The organism is Nonomuraea sp. NPDC050547 (assembly GCF_044457345.1).
In the GTDB taxonomy this organism is placed as follows: domain Bacteria; phylum Actinomycetota; class Actinomycetes; order Streptosporangiales; family Streptosporangiaceae; genus Nonomuraea.
On the sequence record NZ_JBITGW010000015.1, the window covers coordinates 26,674 to 49,862 of the forward strand.

The 23,189-nt window shown below is 67.3% G+C and carries 17 protein-coding genes and 1 tRNA gene; 13 read left to right on the forward strand and 5 right to left on the reverse strand.

Annotated elements, in window-relative coordinates; translation table 11 throughout:
- The 10 genes from ACIBHY_RS33410 to ACIBHY_RS33455 all read left to right on the forward strand — a co-directional run bounded on the left by ACIBHY_RS33410 (window position 1) and on the right by ACIBHY_RS33455 (window position 10,332).
- Entirely contained in the window at window positions 1-510 is a 510-nt protein-coding gene (locus ACIBHY_RS33410; protein ID WP_397308786.1) for a helix-turn-helix transcriptional regulator, read from the forward strand.
- Between the two features lie 135 nt (window positions 511-645).
- A complete protein-coding gene (gene tmk, locus ACIBHY_RS33415) occupies window positions 646-2,691 on the forward strand; it encodes a dTMP kinase (RefSeq protein WP_397308787.1) in 2,046 nt (681 codons plus the stop codon).
- A 10-nt stretch (window positions 2,692-2,701) separates the two neighbouring features.
- Entirely contained in the window at window positions 2,702-3,874 is a 1,173-nt protein-coding gene (locus ACIBHY_RS33420; RefSeq protein ID WP_397252813.1) for a DNA polymerase III subunit delta', read from the forward strand.
- A gap of 318 nt (window positions 3,875-4,192) precedes the next feature.
- A complete protein-coding gene (locus ACIBHY_RS33425; protein WP_397252812.1) occupies window positions 4,193-4,720 on the forward strand; it encodes a SigE family RNA polymerase sigma factor in 528 nt (175 codons plus the stop codon).
- Between the two features lie 182 nt (window positions 4,721-4,902).
- The gene (locus ACIBHY_RS33430) at window positions 4,903-5,742 is read left to right on the forward strand and encodes a permease-like cell division protein FtsX (protein ID WP_397308788.1); all 840 of its coding nucleotides are present in this window, start codon (window positions 4,903-4,905) and stop codon (window positions 5,740-5,742) included.
- A 193-nt stretch (window positions 5,743-5,935) separates the two neighbouring features.
- Window positions 5,936-6,781, forward strand: coding sequence for a stage 0 sporulation family protein (locus ACIBHY_RS33435; protein ID WP_397252810.1), 846 nt, complete (start codon window positions 5,936-5,938; stop codon window positions 6,779-6,781).
- 227 nt (window positions 6,782-7,008) lie between these two features.
- The gene (locus tag ACIBHY_RS33440; RefSeq protein WP_397308789.1) at window positions 7,009-7,917 is read left to right on the forward strand and encodes an LLM class flavin-dependent oxidoreductase; all 909 of its coding nucleotides are present in this window, start codon (window positions 7,009-7,011) and stop codon (window positions 7,915-7,917) included.
- Window positions 7,907-8,551 carry a TetR/AcrR family transcriptional regulator gene (locus tag ACIBHY_RS33445; RefSeq protein WP_397308790.1) on the forward strand — a complete coding sequence of 215 codons (645 nt, stop codon included), beginning with the start codon at window positions 7,907-7,909 and terminating at the stop codon, window positions 8,549-8,551. Before ACIBHY_RS33440 ends, ACIBHY_RS33445 begins: the two co-directional genes overlap by 11 nt.
- A gap of 204 nt (window positions 8,552-8,755) precedes the next feature.
- Complete coding sequence (locus ACIBHY_RS33450; RefSeq protein WP_397308791.1) at window positions 8,756-10,201, forward strand: alpha/beta hydrolase; 1,446 nt, start codon at window positions 8,756-8,758, stop codon at window positions 10,199-10,201.
- A 57-nt stretch (window positions 10,202-10,258) separates the two neighbouring features.
- Window positions 10,259-10,332: transfer RNA gene (locus ACIBHY_RS33455), tRNA-Thr, on the forward strand.
- Between the two features lie 226 nt (window positions 10,333-10,558).
- On the opposite strand, the gene ACIBHY_RS33460 is transcribed toward ACIBHY_RS33455, so the two are convergent.
- Window positions 10,559-12,616 (reverse strand): P-loop NTPase fold protein, encoded by a 2,058-nt coding sequence (locus ACIBHY_RS33460; RefSeq protein WP_397308792.1) that lies wholly within the window; start codon window positions 12,614-12,616, stop codon window positions 10,559-10,561.
- A gap of 272 nt (window positions 12,617-12,888) precedes the next feature.
- Between ACIBHY_RS33460 and ACIBHY_RS33465 the strand changes: the two genes are divergently transcribed.
- The gene (locus tag ACIBHY_RS33465; RefSeq protein WP_397308793.1) at window positions 12,889-14,844 is read left to right on the forward strand and encodes a tetratricopeptide repeat protein; all 1,956 of its coding nucleotides are present in this window, start codon (window positions 12,889-12,891) and stop codon (window positions 14,842-14,844) included.
- Window positions 14,845-14,890: 46 nt separating this feature from the next.
- Here the strand turns inward: ACIBHY_RS33465 and ACIBHY_RS33470 are convergent, their stop codons facing one another.
- Complete coding sequence (locus tag ACIBHY_RS33470; protein WP_397308794.1) at window positions 14,891-15,085, reverse strand: hypothetical protein; 195 nt, start codon at window positions 15,083-15,085, stop codon at window positions 14,891-14,893.
- A 249-nt stretch (window positions 15,086-15,334) separates the two neighbouring features.
- Between ACIBHY_RS33470 and fxsT the strand changes: the two genes are divergently transcribed.
- On the forward strand, window positions 15,335-17,887 hold the full coding sequence (gene fxsT, locus ACIBHY_RS33475) for an FxSxx-COOH system tetratricopeptide repeat protein (protein ID WP_397252800.1): 2,553 nt from the start codon (window positions 15,335-15,337) through the stop codon (window positions 17,885-17,887).
- A gap of 74 nt (window positions 17,888-17,961) precedes the next feature.
- Here the strand turns inward: fxsT and ACIBHY_RS33480 are convergent, their stop codons facing one another.
- A complete protein-coding gene (locus tag ACIBHY_RS33480) occupies window positions 17,962-20,502 on the reverse strand; it encodes an FxsB family cyclophane-forming radical SAM/SPASM peptide maturase (protein ID WP_397308795.1) in 2,541 nt (846 codons plus the stop codon).
- A 385-nt stretch (window positions 20,503-20,887) separates the two neighbouring features.
- On the reverse strand, window positions 20,888-21,289 hold the full coding sequence (locus tag ACIBHY_RS33485) for a VOC family protein (RefSeq protein ID WP_397308796.1): 402 nt from the start codon (window positions 21,287-21,289) through the stop codon (window positions 20,888-20,890).
- A 203-nt stretch (window positions 21,290-21,492) separates the two neighbouring features.
- On the opposite strand from ACIBHY_RS33485, the gene ACIBHY_RS33490 reads away from it, so the two are divergent.
- Window positions 21,493-22,020, forward strand: a complete 528-nt coding sequence (locus ACIBHY_RS33490) for a DUF305 domain-containing protein (RefSeq protein ID WP_397252797.1) — start codon at window positions 21,493-21,495, stop codon at window positions 22,018-22,020.
- A 30-nt stretch (window positions 22,021-22,050) separates the two neighbouring features.
- Here the strand turns inward: ACIBHY_RS33490 and ACIBHY_RS33495 are convergent, their stop codons facing one another.
- Window positions 22,051-23,169 (reverse strand): alpha/beta hydrolase, encoded by a 1,119-nt coding sequence (locus tag ACIBHY_RS33495; protein WP_397308797.1) that lies wholly within the window; start codon window positions 23,167-23,169, stop codon window positions 22,051-22,053.
- Window positions 23,170-23,189 lie beyond the last annotated feature (20 nt).

Genomic DNA, 23,189 nt, shown 5'->3' on the forward strand with positions numbered 1-23,189 from the left:
TTGCGTACGCCTGACGTCAGATTCTGGGCCGAGCGCGGCGGGTTGCTGCTCAAACGGGCCAGACAGGCCGCCAGCATGAACCAGACCGTGCTGGCCGACCTGAGCGGCACGTCGCGTACGACGCTGTCCGCCTACGAGCACGGCCGCAAGTCACCGACGCTGGAGACCGCCGGCCGTATCCTCGACGCGGCCGGCTTCCACCTGGCGCTGGAGCCGAAGATCGAGTTCACCGAGCACGAGGGCTCCTTCCACGTGCCCGATCGGCTGCCACGGCTGCCGGCCGAGCGCGCGCTGGCCACGGTCGACTATCCGGCGGGCCGGCGACGCGACCTGTCCGACAGAGCCGACCGCGGCGCGGTCTACTCCGCCGTGCTGAGTGCGGGAAACCCCGCTGACCTGCTGCGCTATGTCGACGGCGTGTTGCTGGTGGAGCTCTGGAGAGAGCTGGAGCTGCCCGAGGCGGTCAGAGCCGCCTGGACGCCCCTGGTGCGCGCGTGCCGGACGGCATAGCGATGGGGGCCCATTCGGGGTCTGTGCCCTGCACACGGGCCTCAGGACGTAATACCCTCAGGCGCGAGCAGCCGGGTATATCCGGCTCGTCTCGTGACCTCCCACGCCCGGCGAGCACCTGGATACGCTGACACTATGACCGCCCCTGGCCGACCCAGACCAGCGCATGTGCTGGCTAACGCCCCATTCCGCAAGCTGTGGACGGCCATGTCGGCGTGCAGCCTGGGTGACTGGCTGACCATCCTGGCGCTGACCGCCATCGCGGGAAACCTCTACCCGGGCGACCCGCGCGTGCAGACGCTGGCCATCGGCGGCGTCTTCGTCGCCAAGATCCTGCCGGCGATCCTGCTCGGACCGCTGGCGGGCACGCTCGCCGGCCGTTTCGACCGCCGGATGACCATGGCCGCGGCCGGCCTCGCGAGGTTCGCGCTGGTGCTGTCGGCCGTGTTCGTCGGCGGCTACCAGTGGCTGATCATCACGATGGTCCTCGTGGAGTGCGTCAGCCTGCTCTGGACGCCGGCCAAGGACGCGACGGTCTCCAGCCTGGTGCCCAGGGAGCGGCTGGAGGCGGCCAACCGGCTCGACCTGCTGGCGACCTACGGCGCCGCGCCGCCGGCCGCTCTGCTGTTCGCCGTGCTGTCGGTCGTCGCCGGCCTGGTGCGTACCGTGACCCCCTTCTCGCCCGCGATGGAGACGGCGGGGCCGGCGCTGATCATCGCGGCCGCCGCCTACCTCGTGTCCGCGGCGCTCGTCTTCACGCACCACGACATCCCCCGGCGCACCGGGGCGATCCCGATGCCGTCGGTGCTCAAGCAGATCGTCGAGGGGCGCCGGTCGGTCGGCGGCAACCGGCTGGTCCGCGGGCTGATCATCGGCATGCTCGGCGCCTTCGCCGCCGGCGGCGCCGTGGCGGTCCTGGCGAAGCTGTACGTCAGCAGCCAGCTCGAAGGCGGCGACGCCGCCTACGGCATGGTGTTCTTCGCGGTCTTCACCGGCGTCGCGCTCGGCATGTTCTTCGGGCCGAGGCTGCTGGCGGGGTTGTCGCGGCGGCGGCTGTTCGGGCTGTCGGTCGTGGTCGCGGGCGTGGCGCTCGTGGCGATCGCGCTCATCCACAACCTGGTGATCGTGGTCATGCTGACCGGGCTGCTGGGCGCGTGCGCGGGCATCTCGTGGATCATCGGCCACACGCTGATCGAGCTGGAGGCGGAAGACGCGCTGCGCGGGCGCATCCTGCCGTTCCTGCGGGCGGCGGCGCGGGTGACGCTGCTGCTGGTGGTCCTGGTGGGCGGCGCGCTGGCGGCGGTGTTCGGGGTGCACAGGCTCCCCTTCGCCGGGTACGACTACACCTTCGACGGCGTCAACCTGGTGCTGGTCGTCTGCGGCGTGCTCGTCACCGTGGTCGGAGTCCTGAGCTTCCGCCACCTGGACGACAGGAAGGGCGTCCGGCTGTCGGAGGACCTGGTCGCGGCGGTGCGCGGTGAGCGGTACGCGCCCGGGTCCGACGAGGAGACCCCCGGGCTGTTCCTCGCCTTCGAGGGCGGGGAGGGCTCCGGCAAGACCACGCAGTCCCGGCTCGTCGCGATCTGGCTGCGCGACCAGGGCTACGACGTCGTCCAGACCCGCGAGCCCGGATCCACCAAGGTCGGCATGCGGCTGCGGGCCATCCTGCTGGACGCGGCCGAGCGCGGGCTGTCGGCGCGCTCCGAGGCGCTGCTGTACGCCGCCGACCGGGCCGAGCACGTCGAGAAGGTGATCCGTCCGGCGTTGGAGCGGGGCGCCGTGGTGGTCACCGACCGCTATGTCGACTCGTCGCTGGCCTATCAGGGCGCGGGGCGGGAGCTCGACCCGGCCGACGTCTCCAGGGTCAACGCCTGGGCGACCGGCGGACTGGTGCCGCATCTGACCGTGCTGATCGACACGCCGCCGGAGATCGGGCTGACCCGGCTGGGCGGGGCGGCCGACCGGATCGAGTCGGAGCCGCTGGAGTTCCATGAGCGGGTGCGCAAGGAGTTCCGCGCGCTGGCCTCGGCCGCGCCCGAGCGCTACCTGGTCGTCGACGGCACGTTGAGGCCCGAGGAGATCACCCGTTCGATCCAGGACCGGGTGCGGGAGATCCTGCCCGATCCGGTGCCGCAGGAGTCCGAAGACAACACGGGCACGATGCCTGCCATCCGCGACTAACCTTGCTTCCGTGGGCGTCTTCGATGACCTTGTCGGCCAGGACCAGGCGGTAGCCGTACTTTCGCGTGCAGCCGCTGCCGCGCGCGAGGTCGTCGGCGGCGGGCGGGGCGCGGGCATGACGCACGCGTGGTTGTTCACCGGTCCGCCGGGATCCGGGCGTGAGGAGGCCGCGCGGGCCTTCGCCGCCGCGCTGCTCTGCCCGGACGGCGGATGCGGCCACTGCGACCAGTGTCACCAGGTGATGATCGGGTCGCACCCCGACCTCGAATCGGTCCGACCGCAAGGGCTGTCCTACGGCGTGAAGCAGACCCGGGAACTCATCCTGCGGGCCGCGGGCGCGCCGACGCAGGGACGGTGGCGGGTGATCCTCTTCGAGGACGCCGACCGGGCCACGGAATCGGCCCAGAACGCGGTGCTGAAGGCCATCGAGGAGCCGCCGCCGCGTACCGTGTGGCTGCTGTGCTCGCCCGCGCCGGACGACATGATGATCACGATCAGGTCGCGCTGCCGGGTGATCACGCTGACCACGCCGCGCACGGAGGCGGTCGCGCACGTGCTGGCGACGCGTGACAGTGTGCCGGCGCCGATGGCGCAGTTCGCGGCGCGGGCCGCGCAGGGGCACATCAGCCGGGCGCGGTCGCTGGCGCTGGATGAGGGGGCGCGGTCGCGGCGGGAGGCGGTGCTGGCGATTCCCCGGTCGCTGACGGGGGTCGGGGAGTGCATCACGGCCGCGGAACGTCTGGTCAAGGCAGCCGAGGAGGAGGCCGCAGCGGCCACGGCGGCGCTCAATGAGACGGAGACGTCCGAACTGCGCAAGTTGTATGGCGAGGGGTCGACGGGGAAAGGGCTCAATCGCGGGCTGGTGCGTGGGGGTGCGGGGGCGCTGAAGGAGCTGGAGGACCGGCAGAAGTCGCGGGCCACGCGGATCAAGCGGGACTCGCTGGACTCGGCGTTGCTGGAGCTGGTGTCGTTCTACCGGGACGTGCTGGCGATGCAGTTCGGGGCGGGGGTGGAGTTGGCGAACGACGATCTGCGGTTTGACCTGGATCAGGTGGCTCGAGGGGGTACACCGGAGGAGACGTTGCGGCGGATCGACGCGATCATGATGTGCCGGGAGCGGCTGGAGGCGAGCGTCAATCCACAGATCGCGGTGGAAGCGCTGATGCTGTCCCTGCGCGGCTGAGCGCGCCTGTTTTCGTCTTCTGTGCGGCCGTTTCCTTCTGAGGTCGGTTTCTTCCTACGGTCCGCATCTCGCTGCGGGCCTTTGCCACCGCTCTCGCTTTTTCGTTACGGCAAGCCGCCCCCACGCCACCCACCGACGCCGGCGAGCGTGTCGTGGGGGTCGCTTCTCACGCCGGACGTGGATCTCGCCGTCACGGCCTGCGTGCTCACTGGCCCAAGGAGGCTGTTGAGTCACTCAGATGGCCGGGAGGGGCCGGCGAAGCGGGAAGATATCGCGGTGACCGAAGCAGCAGACGGGCTTCACAGGCGTCTCTGTGATGTGGAAGTCGAACTGCTCACCCATGGAGAACCCCTGACGCGGCAGCATGTCGACGTCGCGGCCATCTTCGCCGAGCATCAACTGGGCCTGGTCCGGCTGGCGCTGCTCATGCTCGGTGATCGGGCCAGCGCCGAGGACGTGGTTCAGGAGGCGTTCGCGCGTACCCATGCCGGCCGGGGCAGGCTGCGAGATCCGGACAAGGCGCTGGCCTACGTGCGTTCGGCGGTGCTCAACGGGTGCCGGTCGGTGCTGCGGCGGCGGGCGACGGTGTTCCGGCGCGCCCTGCCGTACGATCCGCCGGTCTGGTCGGCGGAGAGCGCGGCGCTGGTCGGTGAGGAGCGCCGTGAGGTGCTGCTCGCGCTGCAGCGCCTGCCCCGCAGACAGCGCGAGGCGCTGACGCTGCGCTACTACTTCGACCTCTCCGATCCGGAGATCGCCGAGACCATGGGGATCAGCGGCGGCACCGCTCGGTCCACGATCGCCCGGGGGCTCGCCGCCCTCGCCAAGCAGTTGGGGGAGGGGTCATGAACAGCCCTGTGGAAGAACGTCTTCGCCAAGCCCTGTCCGAGGCGGGGGCCGCCATCGACCCGGAGACCCTGCGCCCGCTGCGTCCGGTCGCCCGACGGCGCTGGGCTGACCCGCGGTGGATCGGGGTGAGCTGGGCGCGTGTGCGGTTGCTGATCCCGCGGGCGAGCCGACGGTGGGTGACGGTGGCCTCGGTCGTGGTGGCGGCCGGTGTGATGACGGGGGTCATGGTCACCTCGCCCTCCGGGGGCACTCTGAGCACTGCCGCCGCGGTGCTGCCGCCGAACAGCGGCATGGCCGATCTGTCCGTCTTTCTCTGCCACGGCGAAAACCCCGCGCAGCCGTCCTGCGAGGGTGAGGCCATCACGAAGGAGCAGCGCCTGGCCGTCCGGCGGGCCCTGCTGAGCGCTCCATGGGTGGAGACCTTGGTTTTCGAGGACCAGAGAGAGGCGTTCAAGAACTTCCAGGCCGATGACCTCATCTCCGAGAGCGTCAAGAAGGTTGTCCGGGTGCAGGACATGCCGGAGTCGTTCCGGGTGAAGATCAGACCAGGTGCCGACTACAAGTCGCTGATCGCCGAGGTCAAGGCCATGCCCGGGGTCGTGCAGGTAGTGGACTCCAGCATGATTCGGCGGAGGATGGCCGCGGGGCTGCCGGAGGGCTGGCCGCAGGAGCGTACGATCTCGGTCTTCATGTGCAGACGCGGCGGATCCGGCGCGCTGTGTGAAGACGAGCCCTCGAAACGTGGCAACGGGGCGACACCGGAGCAGGTGAAGGCCGCGCACGACGCGCTCCGTTCGCTGCCCGAGGTGGCGGACATCCTGGTCGAGACTCGGGAGATGGCCTGGAAGGCGCAGCAGGGCATCGGCGCCACAGCCGGCCAGACGCCCGAGGACATGAACGAGTCCATCCGGCTTCTGCTCCACCCGGACGCTGATCACGCACGTGTCATCAAGGTGATCGAGTCCCTGGCAGGTGTGGAGCGGGTAGTGGAGTACCCGTGCCCCGCGTCGACCTCGTGCTGACCGCTCGGCCCGACCCCTGGGTTGATCACGCACCGGGTCGGGCCCACCGCAGCCCCGGTCGCGAGAGGATCTTGGGTGGGCGGGGAAAGTAGTGCTAGTGACTCTCACGTTTGGGCGGCCCGCGCACGTAGTGTGGCAAGGGTAGGCACCCCCGAGGCCGTCAGGAGGCGAGCTCTAGCCCATGGGAATGATCATGGCCGTGAGCTTTACACGCTACGGGAGGCTCTACTACCTCGATCCGGGCGGGCACAGTCCCAAGGTCGGTGACAAGGTTCTGGTGCCCACCGACTCGGGTCCCGAGGTGGCGGAGTGCGTGTGGGCGCCGCAGTACTCGAGTGAGGACATCGACGGGCTGCCCGTGTGCGCGGGCGTCGCCGGCGACGAGCACCTGGCCCGTGACGAGAGCAACAAGCGCCGCCGCGCGGAAGCCCGCAGCGTCTCCAAGCGGCTGATCAAACGCCACAGCCTGCCCATGAAGGTGGTCGGCGTCGACTACCTCGACCAGGACAACGTCTACACCGTCTACTTCTCCGCGCCGCACCGGGTCGACTTTCGGGCGCTGGTCCGCGACCTGGCCCGCAACCTCCGCGCCCGGGTCGAACTCCGCCAGATCGGCCCCCGCGACGAAGCCCGCCTCCAGGGCGGCATCGGCCCGTGCGGCCGTGACCTGTGCTGCGCGACCTTCCTCAAGGACTTCGAACCGGTGTCGGTCCGCATGGCCAAGGACCAGGACCTTCCGGTCAACCCGCTGCGTATCGCGGGGGCGTGCGGGCGCCTCATGTGCTGCCTCAAGTACGAGCATCCGCTGTACGTCGAGACGCGCTACCGGATGCCGAAAGCGGGCAGCCGGGTGGCCACGCCCCAGGGCGACGGCACGGTGATGGGCCACAACGTACCGTCGGACACCGTGCTGGTCCGGCTGGACGACGGGGGCCGCCGATGCGCCTGCCCGTCGGCGTCGGTGTGTTCGCCCCGCCAGCAACACGAAAAGCAGTACGGCCCCGAAGGCGCCAACCCCGACGGCACCCCGACCTCCTGAACCCGGATGGGCATTTGGGCTAAGTGCGCCGCTGTGGCGCCCGAATGAGCGGTCACCTGGTAGCCCGTGGACGGCTCGTGCCTTCCCCATGGGTCTCCTCCGTGGGCTGACCCTCGCAGCGCCGTCACAGGTGGCGCGGTCACGCGGCGGGCAACACTGAACGGTGTAGTTGACAGTGGATACTGAACGGTTTAGTTTCGAGAGGAGATCATATTCGGAGGTTTGTCATGGATTTCGGTTTCTCCCTTGTCCCGACACCCGACATAGCCGCTCATCGCGAACTGGTCACCGTTGCCGAGGAGACCGGCCTTGACCTGGTCGGCGTACAGGATCATCCTTATGCCCCCTCCCAAGTTGACGCCTTTGCCCTGATCGGCACCTTGCTGGAGCACACGGAGCGGATCCGGTTCTTCCCTGATGTCGCCAGCCTGCCGTTGCGTCCGCCGGCCGTACTCGCCAATACTGCGGCAACCCTGGATCTGGCCTCTGGTGGGCGGTTTGAGCTGGGTATCGGTGCGGGCGGCTACTGGCGGGCGATCGCCAGTATGGGCGTGCCCGAGCTCAAGCCCGCGGCGGCTCTCGACGCGCTCGGCGAGGCGATGGAGATCATGCGCGCGTTGTGGAGCCCGGACCAGCCCACGGTACGGCTGCGCGGTGAGCACTACACGGTCGACGGCGTGCATGCCGGGCCACCGCCGGCCCACCCGATCAACATCTGGGTCGGCGCGCAGGGGCCGCGGGCGCTGCGGTTCACCGGCCGGAGGGCCGACGGGTGGGCCGCGCCGATCCCGTCGTATCTGCCGTACGAGGCCTGGCCCGAGGCGAACTCCCTCATCGACCAGGCGGCACGCGCCGAAGGCCGCGATCCGGCCGCCGTCATGCGGATGGCGCAGATCGTCGGCACCATCACCACCACCCCGGGCGAACTACCCGAACACGGCGCCGATCCGGTACGCGGCACGCCTGACCAGTGGGCCGATTTCCTGGCGAAGCTCGCTATCGAGCAGCCCTTCACCACATTCGTCTTCTGGCCGGAGCAGCAGTCGACCGATCAGGTGGTGCGCTTCGCGACCGAGGTCGTCCCGCTGGTCAAGGAGAGGACACCAAACGGTGTAGTTTACGCGCATGAACGTTGACGAATTCGGCCTTCCGATCATCCCCGATGCGGTCAACGTTTCGCAGCGCAAGCGCGAAGCGATCATCGACGCGGCCAAGGTCGAGTTCCTCAAAGAGGGATATACAGCCGCATCGGTGGATGCCATCGCCTCCCGGGCCGGGGTGTCCAAACCCACGATCTACAAGCATTTCGGCAACAAGGAGCGGCTCTTCCTGGCGGTGATCGGGGGGATCCTGCCGCAGACGTACGCGCATCTGGAGCCCTGCAAGTCGAAGATCGCCCAGGCGGACGACCTGCGAACGGCCCTCATCAGCCTGATGACCGAATGGGCGGAGATCCTCCTACGTCCCGACATCATGGCCCTGCGGCGGCTGGTCATCGGCGAGATCGACCGCTTTCCGCAGCTCGGCAAGGCGTGGTACCGCATCAGCGACAAGATGAACAACGAGCCGCTCGTGGAGGCGTTCGAGATCCTGCATGAGCGCGGGCGAATCAGCGTGCCCGACCCGGTCCTCGCCGTGCGGCAGCTCGTAGCGGCCACGATCGGCGTGCCGCAGCTGGTCCGCACGTTCGACGCCGACGCGGAGGTCGACCTCAAGGAGATCATCACCTCAGGCGTCGACCTCTTCCTCGCCCGTTACCGCGCGGCTTAGGAGACGGCGCCCGCTACCGCGGGGCCCAGGGGACGGCGCCCGCTATCGCGCGACTTGGGAGGCCGGAGCCCTCTATCGCGCGGCTTAGGAGACGGCGCCCGGGGGACGGCGCCCGCTATCGCGCGGCTTAGGAGACGGCGCCCGCTGGTTCGCGCAGAGGACATGTCTGGACCCGGCCCGTGGCCGCCACCGACTCGGCGTAGCATGGCGACAGTGTGGTGCCGAGCCCTCCTAGCCGCCCTGATGCTGCTGACCTCCGGCTGCGCGAGCGCCCGACCCCCAACGCCCGCGACCCTGGCCTGGTCCGACTGCGGCGACGACTTCGAGTGCGCCCGCCTCCGGGTCCCCCTGGACCACGCCCAACCAGTGGGCGAACACATCGAAATCAGCGTCATCCGCCTCCCGGCCACCGGCGACCGCATCGGCTCCCTGCTGATCAACCCGGGCGGCCCCGGCGGATCCGGCATCGACTACGCCCGCGCCGCCCCCGCCATGCTCAGCCAGGACATCCGCGCCCGGTTCGACATCGTCGGCTTCGACCCCAGAGGCGTAGGCGCATCAACCCCTATCAAATGCCTGAGCGACGACCAGCTGTCCGCGTTCATCGCCCTGGATAGCACTCCCGACACCCAGCCCGAGCAGTCCGCCCTGGAACAGGCCTCGAAGGACTTCGCCAAGGCCTGCCAGGCAAGCTCCCCGAAGCTCCTCAGGCACGTCAGCACCACGAACGCCGCCCGAGACATGGACCTCCTCAGGGCCGCCCTGGGCGACGAAAAGCTCACCTACCTCGGCAAGTCATACGGAACCCTCCTGGGCGCGACATACGCCCACCTGTTCCCCGGCAAAGTACGCGCCCTGGTCCTCGACGGCGCCATGAACCCGGCGATCACCCGTCAACGCCTCAATCTCGACCAGGCCAAGGGCTTCGAAATCGCCTTCCGCGCCTACGCCAAGGACTGCCTGACCTCCCAGTCCTGCCCCTTCACCGCCAAGACCCCAGAAAACGCCCTGGCCGAGATGTCGGAGCTGCTCCGCCGTACCGACAAAGACCCCTTGACCAGCGAAACCGGCCGCCCAGTGACAGAAGCCCTGGCAACGCTGGGAGCCCTGACCCCGCTATACGACCGGAACACCTGGCCGGCCCTGTCCGAATCCTTGGCCGAAGCCCAGAAGGGCAACGGCACCCTGCTCCTGTCCTCTGCCGACCAGTTGGTAGGTCGCGCCGACGACGGCACCTACTCCAACCAGACCGAATCCGGAATGGCCGTAACCTGCGCCGACACCCCCACCCCACCCAGCACCTCAGCCCTGGCCCAAGCCGCCACAACCGCTGCAGAAGCCGCCCCCGTCTTCGGCTCCTACGTCATGTGGAGCATCCTCCCCTGCGCTTTCTGGCCCTCAGCCCCAGAGCCCCCCGCGACCCTGCGCGCCGCCGGCGCCGCCCCCATCCTGGTCCTCGGCACCCGCCGCGACCCCGCAACCCCGTACCACTGGTCACAATCCCTAGCCGACCAACTCGAATCCGGCACCCTCCTGACCTACGAAGGCGACGGCCACACCGCCTACGGCAGCGGTTCCACCTGCATCGACACCCACGTGGACCACTACCTCATCACCCGCACCACCCCGGCCGACGGCACCCGCTGCTGATCGACGGGAGCGAGAAGTGCCACGCCTCCTGTAGACTTCATCACGCTGTACGGCAGCGCCGCCTTAGCTCAGTCGGCCAGAGCACTTCACTCGTAATGAAGGGGTCTCGGGTTCGAATCCCGAAGGCGGCTCCGCAGCAAGAGGGCCCTTTCGGATGATGCGGAAGGGCCCTTTTCGATCTTGTGCAGCGGCTATGGGTCAGCCCTGGGGGTAGACGTTCATCGTGACCGCCATCTGGGAGTGGCGGAGGATGCGCATCGCCACTTTGGGCATTCCCGGCCCCGCCACGAGCGGCTTGAGGTCCCTTCTGTCCTGAGCAGTGCATGGTCAAGTCCGGCGCTGTGTACGGATGGGTGGTCAGCCCGACGAGTCCACCGCCGCGCAGGCATGGGCGGCGCGCTGCAGCTTCCGCTCGATCTCTCGCGGGTGTCGCCCGAGAGAGGAGCGGGCCTCCGCCAGCGCGATGATCGCGTTGCTCATCGCCTCGGTTCGCCAGGCGGCCGGCTGGCGCGCAACGGAGAACAGCCGCTCGCAGAGCCCGGCAATCCTCGCGTACGGGGCGAGGGCGGCGGCCGCCTGAGCCTCTACGGTCACGATCCCGGTTTCTGGTGGGAACTCGCTCGCCTCGACGAGGTCGTACAGGTCCGTGGACTCGTCCTCAAGGCGCTCCTGGAACGTCAGGATCCGGTCCAGCATCGCTTTCGCGAGGTCGTCGCTCTCGCTGCGTAACCTTTCGATGGTCGCGTCCACGACATCGCGCAGGTCCTGTCGCAGCACACGCTGGGACAGGCGGGCGATGGTGGCCTCCTCTTCGCCCTGCAGCTCGCTCTTCTGCTCCACGCACGAGCGTGCGGTCCGGATGAGGTCACGCGCATGGCCGCCGGACCATGCGTGGCAGAACAGGGCGAACACCCTGGAGAAGTCGCGCGCACGCCGAGAGATCAGCGTCTGCGACTCTCCCAGCGAGAGCGGACCGACCGAGATGACGGTGTCGAACGCCGAATCGAACACGTCCCGTACCGGCACTCCTCGCGCGGCGAAGCTGTGCATGGCGTCCGAAGACACGGAAAGGACGAAATGCGCCTTGGCTATGTGGAACAGATCCTTGAGGCCGTTGATCGCGTCAACGGCCTCGGCCGGGTTCGCCAGCTTGTCCAGCTCGTCCACGCAGATGATCACCGGTCTGTTGCTGAGCGCGAGCAACTGATCGACGAACTGCCGGAGCGCCTGCACCGACTCGGCGTGTGTGACCTCGCGTTCGGTACGGGAGAACTTGCTGAGGCCCTCGAATCCGGTCCCGCCGACCTTGGCCGCGGTGTTCGCGCTCCGCTCGACGGTTGTGGACCAGCGGAGAAATTCCAGCTGCTGTAGGCAGAGCTCGCGCGTCGTCTGCGGCGGGACCATCAATTTCGTCCGGCGCTGAAAGAGATCCCGCTGCCGGCTGAGGAAGAACCCGGCTATCAGGGCGCCCAACACGACGGTGGCGAAACCCATCCAGCCGAGGTTGAACGTGTTGGGTGAGGGACGGTTCTTGTCGTAGATCCACAAGATCACCATGAGGAGCACCGCCACCGACGCGACGAGCGTCCGCACCACTGCCCGAGCGGCCGGTACCGCCATGCGGTTGCGGATGAGACTTCCTTCGCCGGGTTTCAGGCCGACCTGTGCGAGTTCGCCGTGGATGAGGCGGGTGAACTCCACGGCGGAGTACTGCACGGGCGTGCTGATCATGGCGATGTGACAGTCGAGGCCCTCATCCAGGCGCAGTTGGCGCATCAGGGTGGTCTTGCCCGAGCCCCGCGCGCCGGCCAGCCCGGTCGCCGAGGACTCGTGTCCGCAGATGAAGGATCGGAGCCGCTCGTACGTGCGGGAAGGAATGGTGTCCTGGATGTTGAGCTCCACCAGCGCGGGAGCCTCGGATGTGCGCAGGGTGCCGGACCAGCGCGCCTCGTCGCTCTGCAGATCGCTGATCACGAGACGGATCAGGGCGCGTAGCGGCGACGTCAGAGCTCTTCGGAGCTCTCGGGACGCGGTCACGCTCCGCCGCCGGATCGCGTTCGATTGCGCCAGCGCAGTGAGCGTTCCCAACGTCACCAGGCCGAGCAGCAACGTGCCCCGGAAAGTGGTCCCGAGGACCAGGAGGGATGTGGCGAGAAGTGTCAGGGCGGCGATGGCCCATACCTGACGCCACGCACGGCCCGCTTCGTCGACCGCCGCGATCTCTCCGCTCAGCAGCTTGAAGAGCTCATCGGCCCGCCGCCGGATCTCATGGAGTATCTCGGGATGAAGCGCGGGATCATGCTTCAGCTCGGGATCGTATTTCAGCAGCTCAAGTGTGATCCGCTCCAGCTCGTCCGGGGAGAGTCGTTCGACCTTGCCGCGCATCGTCACCCCCGCCGGCACGAGCAATATCACCGATTTAGGTCGCCATAAATGGAGTTGTTGCTCATGATGAAAAAGCGGTTACGCGATTGATGGTTTCCGCCGCCAGGGACTTCTAACGCCAGATGCAGCATGATAGAAGATTTCTGGGTGATTGCGGTATTGCTCGTATCGGGTATCAAGCCAATCGCCATCATGGGAAGCCTCAGCCTGGGACAGCCATGTGTGCTGCAGGTTCTTGTCCGCAGCGATGGGGAATGGGAGAGCATGATGCTACGAGTCGGGCTGTCGGCAGGAGTCTCTGCGTGACCGCGCACGGTGCCAGCCCGTGGGTCGGGCTACGGCCGTTCCGCATGGACGACGAGCCCAGATTCTTCGGTCGTAGTATCGAAACCCGCGAGGTCGCCGACCTGTGGCAGAGAAATCGGGTGACGCTACTCATCGGAGACTCGGGCGTCGGAAAGACCTCCCTCCTCCACGCCGGATTGGTTCCGTTTCTGGCCAACGATGGAGCGCGAGTGGTGCCCATCGGGGAGCTGAGCTACCGCAAGACCCTGCCGGCTCCGCTGCTCACGGCCCGGGGCCGCACGCTCTTCGCGCTGCTCTCGTCGTGGCAGCCCACCCTTGACCCCGCCCGCAGCGTCGGCCTGACGGTCGCGGAGTTCTTCCGGCGGCAGACCGCCGCCGCGCCGCCGGGCGCATCGACGCTGGTCGCGATCGACGGCGCCGAAAGCGCGCTCCGCCGGTCAGGCGCGTCGAAGCCGGAACATCGTCGCTTTCGCGAGGAACTGGGAGTCGCGCTCCAGGCCTTCCCCGGTGTCCAGTTGCTCCTGTCGATCCGGCCCGACTGTGTCGATGACGCGCGTGCCTTCGCCGGGGTGCTGGGAGAGACCCCAGCGCAGTACGTCCTGCGTCCACTGGACCGGCAGTCCGCTATCGACGCGCTGTCACGGCCCCTGCTGGGCAGCCATCAGCAGTTCGACCTCGGCGTGCCCGCGCGGCTCGTCGACAAACTGGCGGTCGAGCACGGTACGTCCGGTGCCGCGCACGTGGAGCCCGTCCTTCTACAGGTACTGTGCACCGAGCTCTGGGAAGGCCTGCGCGACGGCAAGACGCTGTCCGCCACCGTCGAGAAGGCGCTCGACGACGTGGACGCGATGCTGGCCGAATTCTGTACCCGCACGCTGTTCACCATGACCAGCGACCACGGCCTGCCGAACTGCGAGATCGGCGGCTGGATGCGCCGAACCTTCACCACGTCGCCAGACGAGGGATCCACCTATGAGGCCAGGCCGGCGCCCCGGCACGACCGTCCGAAAGAGATCACCGATTCCGTTGTCCGTGCTGTGGAGGACCGCCACCTTCTCAAGTACTGCCGGTTGAGCGACGAGGACGGTTTCCAGCTTCAGCATCCGCGCATGGCGAGCGCGCTCCAGCGGCTCGGAGAGGCGCCGGCAGCACGACCGGATCCCACCCCGGGAGACCTTCTGCGGGAGGCGGAGAAAGCCATGTCCGCGGACAACCTGCGAATCGCCGAAAGGTACGCGCGAGCTGTACTGGCGATGACCGAGGGGGTGCACAGCGAGATCCATGTCTCCGCCTACGTCATCCTGGGCGACATCGCATACCTGCGGTCGGAGCACGACGTCGCACTCCAGAACTACGACAACGCGCTCGCGATGGCGGCGATGGCCGACGCCCGGTCGCCTGCCGTCGCCTATCTGTTCGCGGCGATCGCGCGTGTCCACTTGATGCGAGGGGATACCGACAACGCACTTGGCAGCGCACGTGCTGGTCGACTTGTCCCGGCAGGGGAGACGACCACCACGCTGGAACTCGCGCAGGCGCTCTGGCGCGCAAACCGGCACCAGGCAGCGGTCAAGGAGCTGAACTTCGTGCTAGACAGGGATCCAGCGCACTGTGAGGCACTGCGGATTCGCGGGGAGATCTACGCGGACTGGGGTAAGTCGCGGCAGGCCTTGAACGACCTGCGCAGCGTCGCCACCGCCGCTCCGCCGTCGGCGCGCGCGGCATACATCCTCGCGGTACATCTCGATGTCCCTGTCTCACGCGGGGCCATCGACGAGCTTCGCGACGAGGGACGGTCACACGGCATGGTTCTGCTCTACCTCGCCAGGTCGTTGTACAGGCGTGGAGACCGATACCTGGCTATGGACCTCGCCGACGAAGCTCTCCAGGCGACGAATCCGCGCCTCTCACGCCATCATCGAGCGCAGGCCGAAAAGATCGCACGAAGGTAGTGGCATCGGGGAAGCATCGCGGGGGGATTCATGCCCGATTGTGGAGTTATGTCTCATCACTATCGAAATGTCCGACCGAGTTGCTAAATCCGGAGATTGCCTCGGTATCCCGCCGGTCCGGCGACATCAGATTCCTCATCGCGGCAGCGAAGACTGAATCGTCAAGTTCGTCCAGGTCGCGGAGCGACAAACTAGAACAGTTGGGCAGTTGGCCTGCCAGTTCGTTCTCCTGCTGCTCCATAGCAAACTCCAAGCCTGACGCGTCACAGTCCGGTGTCCGGATCAGCATACAAGCTGACGTGTCGCCCCGGGTACGGGGACGGCGCCGCCAGGACAGTTGGAATGGTTATCATCGTGAGACATAATTATCTGATGAATGCGTTTAGTCTAGGTGGCCGGTTTTAGTTCCTATTCTGGCGTGCAGCGAAATTGACCGTATCGACGCGTCGTTCAATGTTCGGATTGAACGCCGTGATTGGGAGGCGGCCCGGTGACCGGTACACAGCCGAATGAAGCGCGAAGGTCAACGGCGCGCCCTGAGGTGTGGGGCAAGATTCCGCCCAGAAACAAGAACTTCACCGGCCGGGAACACCTTCTCGAAAAACTACGCTCAGGGATGACGACCGGAAGCGCCGGTCAGGTCACGGTGGTCCTTCCCAAGGTGCTTCCCCATGCCCTCCACGGGCTGGGCGGTGTCGGGAAGACGCAGATGGCCGTGGAGTACGCCTATAGGTATGGCAACGAGTACGACCTCGTCTGGTGGATCTCCGCAGACCAGCGCGTGCTCATCCGCTCGTCTCTGGCCGCGCTGGCCCCCTACCTCGACCTCCCGTCGGCGGCGGCGATCGGCGTGGAGGACGCCGCCAACGCCGCGCTTGACGCCCTGCGACGCGGTAAGCCGTACGACCGTTGGCTGCTCATCTTCGACAACGCGGACGAGCCGGAGGAGATCCGGGACGTGATCCCGGACGGGCCGGGCCACGTTCTGATCACCTCACGCAACCACCGGTGGGAGGACGTTGTCGAGGCAGTCCCGGTTGACGTCTTCAGCCGCGAGGAAAGCATCGCGTTCCTCTCCAAACGGATCCGCAGGGCGATCGCTCCGGAGGATGCCGACAGACTCGCTGATCAGCTGGGAGATCTCCCGCTGGCGCTGGAACAGGCCGGCGCCCTCCAGGCCGAGACCGGCATGCCCGTCGACGAGTACATCGAGTTGCTGAATGAGCACACCAGCCAACTTCTCAATGAGGGCAAGCCGACGGAATATCCGGTTTCGATGACGGCGGCATGGAATCTCTCGGTAGGCAGGCTCAGCGAGCGGCGACCGGAGGCCATCGAGCTGCTGCGTTGCTGTGCGTTCTTCGGTCCGGAGCCGATTCCTCGCGATGTGTTCAGTCAGCGCATCAGAGACCTCAGTCCTGGGCTGGCCGAGCTGCTCGCCAATCCGATCATGCTGAGCCGTTCGGTAGGAGAGCTGGGCCGCTTCGCCCTCGCGCGCATCGACCCGGGCAGCCGGACCATCCAGGTGCACCGGCTGATCCAGGCGCTCGTACGTGACGAGCTCGAGGGCGAGGAGAGGACCAAGCATCTCGGGGATGTTCACAGGTTGCTGACCGGCCTTCAACTGGGCAATCCCGAAGAATCGGCGAACTGGACCCGTTATGGCAGCATCCTGGGGCACGTCGTGCCCGCCCGGGTCCAGGAGAGCCGAGACATCAAGGTGCGCGACTTCGCGCTGAACCTGGCGCGATACCTGTACATGTCCGGCGACGGTTACGCCCAGGAGTTCGTCAACCTCTTCATCTCCCAGTGGGAGAAGGACTCCGGCCCCGCCGATCCCCACGTGCTCAGGGCCTATCGCGAGCAGGGCAACATCCTTCGCCAACTGGGCAAGTACAACGAGGTCTACGAGCTCAACCAGAGGACCCACGCCAAGATGCGGCAAGTGGGCACACCCGATGACGAGCTTCTGCTCCTGATCAGTGGTATCGGCGCCGACCTGCGTGCGCGAGGAGACTTCGCCGCGGCTCTGCAACATGACGAGGACTCGGTACGTCGGCACGAGGTGGCCTTCGGCCCGGACGATCCGCGTACCCTGCGCGCGAAGAACAATTTGGCCCTGGACTACAGTCTCACCAGCCAGTTCAAGCAAGCTCGCGAACTGCACGAGATCGCCTTCATCGGGCTGCAGGACGCGCAGGCGGGAGCGGCCACGGTCCTGGTCCACTGGAACGCGCTCGCGCGCGCGGTCCGCCTGAGCGGCGACTATGCCGAGGCCTGCGACCTGGGTGAGGAGGCTCTCGCCTTCGGCTTGGAATATCTCGGCGGCGAGCACCCGGCGTACCTCTGGACCGCCAAGGACCTGTCCATCGCGTGGCGGAGGCTTGGCGAACTCGGCAAGGCACTGGAGATGTGCACCGACGTGCACGCTCGCTATGTCCGAAGGTATGGCCTTGACCACCCCGACTCGCTGGCCGCCGCCATGTCCCTTGCCAACCTCCAGCGCAACAACGGTCAGGAGCGGGAGGGACTGGAACTGGCGGCCGACACCGTCAAGCGGTATCCGCGCGTCTACGGCACCGAGCATCCTTACTATCTCGCCTGCACAGGCAACCTGGCGCTGCTGTACCGCACGTGCCAGGACCCGGAGAGAGCCCGCCACCTGAACGAGGAAACGCTGGAGAACATCGAACGAAGCCTGGGGCGCGTCCACCACCATTACTACCTGACTGTGGCGACGAACCTGGCGAGCGACCTGGCGGCGCTGGGCCACTACGTCGAGGCCGTGGAGCGTGGCCGGGACACCAGCCGCCGGCTGACGGAACTCGTCGGCCAGAGCCATCCGATGGCCCTCGCCTGCACCGCCAACCTTTCGGCTGACCTCAAGCACCTCGGCACGTCAGAGGCCGTCGAAGAGGCGGAGAGTCTCCGGGAGGAGACTCGCGTCCGGTACGAGCAGAAGCTCAGGCTGGAACATCCCGACGCCATCGCCTTCCTCGAGGGGCGGCACCTGGACCTCGACTTCGACCCTCCACCGATCTAGCAGCACGTACCTGGAGACCGGCGATGGTCTCGTCTCGCCGCCGGTCCCGGTATCTCATCGAACGGGCTGTTCAGCTATGCGAGTGACGGCAGTTCGCCGGCCAATGGTTCGCCGTTGCGGTGGCGCCAACCAGCCAGGTGCCGGTCGGCCGAAACACGAGCTCGGCGGGTGGCCTCGGGTGGGACGTCCTCATCGCACATGGCGACCATGGTGTCCGCCATGGTCGCGGTGAACAGCTCGCCCTCGGCGGTGAGCCGACCGCTCGACCGCAGCGCGCGGATCGCCCCCCTCGTGCCGTCGCGCCAGCGAGCGAACTCGGTGTGAGCACGAAGCAGCAGATCCTCCTCGTGCCATTCCTGGCGTTCCACTCCCCAGAACGCCGCGATGCTCATGTGCGCGTACGCTCCCTGGAGCAGGCCACCCAGCGGGCGCGGATCATCACGCCAGGGCGCGTAGTAGCGGTTACCGTCGTCCGGCTCTATCAGGGGGATCAGGTCCAGCAAGCCACTCAGCTTCGTGTGCTGGGACTCGTGCGCCAGGGTAACCGCGAACGAGTGCGGGTCGGGTGGCGTGGAGAGCCCGATGTTGCCGAAGGCCAGTTTGGACGTGGCGCTGGAGGTGCCGTTTTCCGGCCCGAGCAGCGGTGTCAGCACCGTGACCAGGCTGATGATCTCCTCGGACACCTGACGGTGCCGGTCGAGGAGAATCTCCCAGGCGGGCTGGAGCGTCGACACCCATTGGTGAAGTTCCGCCTCGCTCAACCGGCCATCGGTACGGCTCGCGCCCAGCATCCGCCCAGGGTCGAGGTCGTCGATGACGAACTCGACCTCCACGCCACGGTGCGAAGCACGGATGCGACGCAGGCCTTCCCACAAGGGGTCCGCACCGACGCGTATGGTCACCCCACCGCAGTGGATCTCCGCCTCGCCGTCCTCCGTGTGGACGACGGCGAACCTGCTGCCCCCAGGGACGAGTGCTCGGCCGAGGGACGGGAGTACGACCGCGCCGTTCACCACGGGCACCTCGATCGTCTCCCCGCGCCCGGACCGGATCGCCGCGACCGCCCCGAGCGCCGCCATACCTGTCGCGCTCGCCCAGCGGACGGAGGGTGTGTGACCACTGAGCGCATGAAGCGTCCGCAGCCCCCAGGACGCGACGGTCGGATAGCGAAGTACCGCCCTGGCCACCTCAGGCGCGGTTTCCTGCACGTCGGCGAGCAGATCGTAGGCGTGCCGCACTCGAGAGACGTCGTCCTTGGCCAGATCGCGAATCCCGCGGAGGAGCAGCAGACGTTTGCTGTCCTGCGCGGTCCACAGGTGCTCGACGGCGTTGCGGCCGCCCCCACCCGCGGCGAGTTCGAGAAACATCTCTCTGGGCAGGAGATGCGGCGTCAACGTCATGGCGGGAGATTGCCTCTCTGCGGGTCGAGCGATATCTGAGAAGCGCGGACGGCGATCGCGGGAGGACATCGCGCGCTCCACATGTTTGATGAGCCGGAAGAGGTCGCGGCAGTAAACGCTGGGATTGGCGAATCCGGTGCCAGGACGATAACGGTGAGGATAGAGCCCCCCGCCGCAGACGCGCCGTATCTCGCACGAATGGCATTCATGCGAGAGCGCGCGTTCGCCGATCTGCCGAGCGGCGATCGAGGGCAGCATGAGGGCGGCGTCGAATGCGTGTGAGCCGACGTGCAGCGGCGTTCGGGTGGCTCCGTCGTAGGCTGACTTGAGACTGTCCACCTGCTCGATCGCGCCGTCGGTCTCGATGACGACGACGGCGACGGGGGAGAGCCCGACGACCTCGCTGCGCGAGGGGCGTCCCCGTACGAGACGGATGATCTCCTCGAACAACCGGACCCGAGTCTCGCGCTCCCGCGCGCCCTGCCAGCGGTCGAAGACGGCGATGAGCCAGTCGCCGTAAGGTGTGTCCTCGCTGTCCACGCGACGGCCCGGTGGGGGTGTCTCCCAAGTGCCGTGCGGCAGCAGAAAGTCCACGGTCGGCGGGCTGTGAGCCAGCAGGGCCTCATACGTGCCGACGGGGTCGTTCCGCAGGTCGACGGTGCAGAGCAGCCCAGTGAACAGGCGCCGGAAGGCGGCGGAGGTGAGCTTGCTCAGTCCGGCGTGGACCTGGTCGTAGCTGCTCTGCCCCGCCGGACCGCGGCGGTGGCGGTCGTTGGCCTCGCGGTCGCCGTCGAGGCTGACCGCGACGAAGACATCGAGCTCGTCGAACAGCTCAAGGAAGACGGAGTTCACGAGCACGCCGTTGGTCTGCACCTGGACGTTCACCGACACGTCCGGGTCGACGGCGGAACGTACGGCGTTCACCGCGTAACGGATGTGGTCGGCGCCGGCGAGCAGGGGCTCACCGCCATGCAGAATCACCTCCACCCGCGGCAAATGGTTCGTCCTGGCGTGTTCGGCGATTCGTGTCGCGACGGAGTCCATCGTCGACTGCGACATCCGCCGGGGCTGGCTGCGCCATCCCTGGTCGGCCATTTCATAGATGTAGCAGTAGTCGCAGGCAAGATTGCACCTGCTGTGAATTTTAAGGACAAACTGGCGGAAAGGTGTGGGGGACCACCCGCTCTCCAGCAGAGCGTTGACGTCCAGGTCCATGGGCCATTCGACGTGTGGGGCAGTCTTTCCGGATTCCGAACTCACGTCTACCAACCCTTAGGGAGATCCGAGCACCGCGACACGACAATCCATTCATCGACTTTCGGGAACGAATAAAGTGCATTCGTCGAATGAAGATTGATGTATCGCCTGCGGGCAGCGAAGATCGTCCGCTAATCCCAGCGTCACCCCCTGCGACACGCCGCGATCTTATCCCCGTTCATCAGTGTGCGAAGGCATATCGACGCGGCCACGGACGGGACATCGAGGCGGGCGGGGCGTGCTGGCGCCGGGTTCCGCGGACCACAGCGGCCTCCCGCCGCGATGTAGCCGTCGAGCGGGAGGCGGGGGTTGGGCGGCGTACTGGGTCCAGGAGGAGCCTCCGTCAGGACTGCTGGATTCGAACCATGTTGCCTGAGGGGTCGCGGAAGGCGGAGTCGCGGGGGCCCCAGGGGCGGTCGATGGGTTCCTGGAGCACTTCGGCGCCGTACGCCCTCACCTTCTCGAAGGTGGCGTCCAGGTCGTCGGTGCTGAAGACGATCATGGGCAGGATGCCCTTGACCAGAAGCTCCTGCAACGCGTCGCCGTCGGCTTGGGAACGGCCGGCGTGCGGTTGCGACAGTACGAACTCCAGGCCGGGCTGCGTCACGCCGCCGAGGGTGACCCAGCGGGACACGTCCGAGCCGACGTCGTTGCGCACTTCCAAGCCGAGGGCGTCGCGGTAGAAGGCGAGCGATTCGTCCAGGTCGTTGACGGTGATGTGGCAGTACTGAAGTGCGAGGTTCATGCCGTCGACGCTAGGTGGCGAAGGCTGCGGGGCGCTTCTTCATTCCTGCTCGGACCGCTGTACGGGGTCTGGGTTGAGGCGGGTGATCAGGGTCGGCGTACGGCGGGCCACCCGGGAGCGATACTTAAGGGAGAATTAAGCACACTTAAGGTCGAACTTCGGGTCTCGACTCGATCGCCGTAACGTGTCAATCTCGGGTCGAGATGAAAAGAGCATTCGCCCTGGGGCTTCTGTTACTGGCGGCCGCCTGCGCCGCGCCCGAGACCGAGGCGCCGGCCAACTCCGAGGACGTCATGTTCCTGCAGATGATGATCCCGCATCATCGGCAGGGCATCGAGATCGTCAAGCAGGCTCGGGCCAAGCCCGTCCCGGAGCAGCTCAAGGTGATGGCGATGGCGATCGAGTCCACGCAGGGGGACGAGGTCAAGAAGATGATGGAATGGTTACGCTCCTGGGACCAGCCGACCGTCGCGCCTTCGAGTGCCCACGATCATCATGGCGGGATGCCGGAGACGGACCGGGAGAAGATCGAACGGCTGGCGAGGTCGAAGAACTTCCAGCCTGACTTCCTCAACCTGCTGATCGCGCACCAGGATGACGCCATCCAGATGGCGAAGATCGAGACGATGAACGGGATCAACCCGGACGTGAAGCAGTGGGCCGACCAGATCAGCAAGTCACGCAAGGCCCAGATCGACCAGATGATGACCCTGCTCAAGGAGAAGCCGTAGAGCCCGCTTGGCGGGGAAGAAGCGGTGGGGTCACGTGGATGCCCCGGGCAGTTTCGTGGCGAAGTCGGTGACGGTCTTTTCGTAGGCTTCCGGGTCCACGTTCCATGATCCGACGTGTCCACCCCCCTGCGTACGCATCACGTTCACCAGATCCGGCCGCACCCGGGCGAACTCCAACGCCGGCCCAGGCGGTACCCCGGTGTCGGCGTCGTCCACGAACAGCAGGACCGGCATCCTGAACTCCTGGGCATGCGCCACATGATCCAGCTCCGCCAGCGAGATCCCGGTCCGCCGCTCGATCACGAACCGGCCCACCGAGGCCAGCCACAACGGCACACCCTGCTCGCGCGCTCCCGCCTCGATCGGCCCCTTCCAGTCCATGACCGGACTGTCCAGGATGATCCCCCTGATCGGCTCCTTGGTGAGCTTGCGTGCGGCCATCGCGACGATCCCGCCGCCCATCGAGTACCCGTACAGCACCACCCCGCTCGCCCCCTGCGAACGCGCGTAGGAGATGGCGGCCGCCACCTCCTTCCACTCCGAGGCGCCCAGGTGGAACTTCCCGTCGGGCCCGGCCGGCGCCCCGGTGTCGTTGCGGTAGCTGATCCCCAGCACCGGCATCCCCAGCCTGTGGAAGGCCGGGGTGATCCGCAGCGCCTCGCCGGCGTTCGCGTTGCGCCCGTGCACCGCGATCACCCACGTCTTCGACCTGCCCTCCGTCTGCCACGCCGGGAACTCGCCCAGTTCCGAGCGGATTTTCACGCTCTTGTACGGCAGGCCGAGCGCCGACTCGGGATCCTCGTTCCCCCACATCCACCGGTCGAGGTAGCCGCGGACCCCGGGCTTCAGCCGGCCCCGCCGTACCTTGAGGACCTCGCGTGTCACCGTCCCGGGACCGGTGGAGATCACCTTGCCCAGCGTGGCGTTGCCGTCCTTCCACGTCAGCCCGTAGGTGCCGGGCGCGGCCGTGTCGCCGCCGCCCTTGAGCGTGACCTGGTCGCCGGAGGCCTCGGTGACTTCGAGCGGGTAGGTGTTCTGGCCGCCCGACGGGTCGATGACCATGCCGGAGTAGTACCAGCCGGCCGCGCCCAGTCCGGCCGTGCCGAGCACCAGGAGAACGGGCACCGTCCACGCCAGAAACCTTTTCATGGCGTGCAAAATACTCCCAA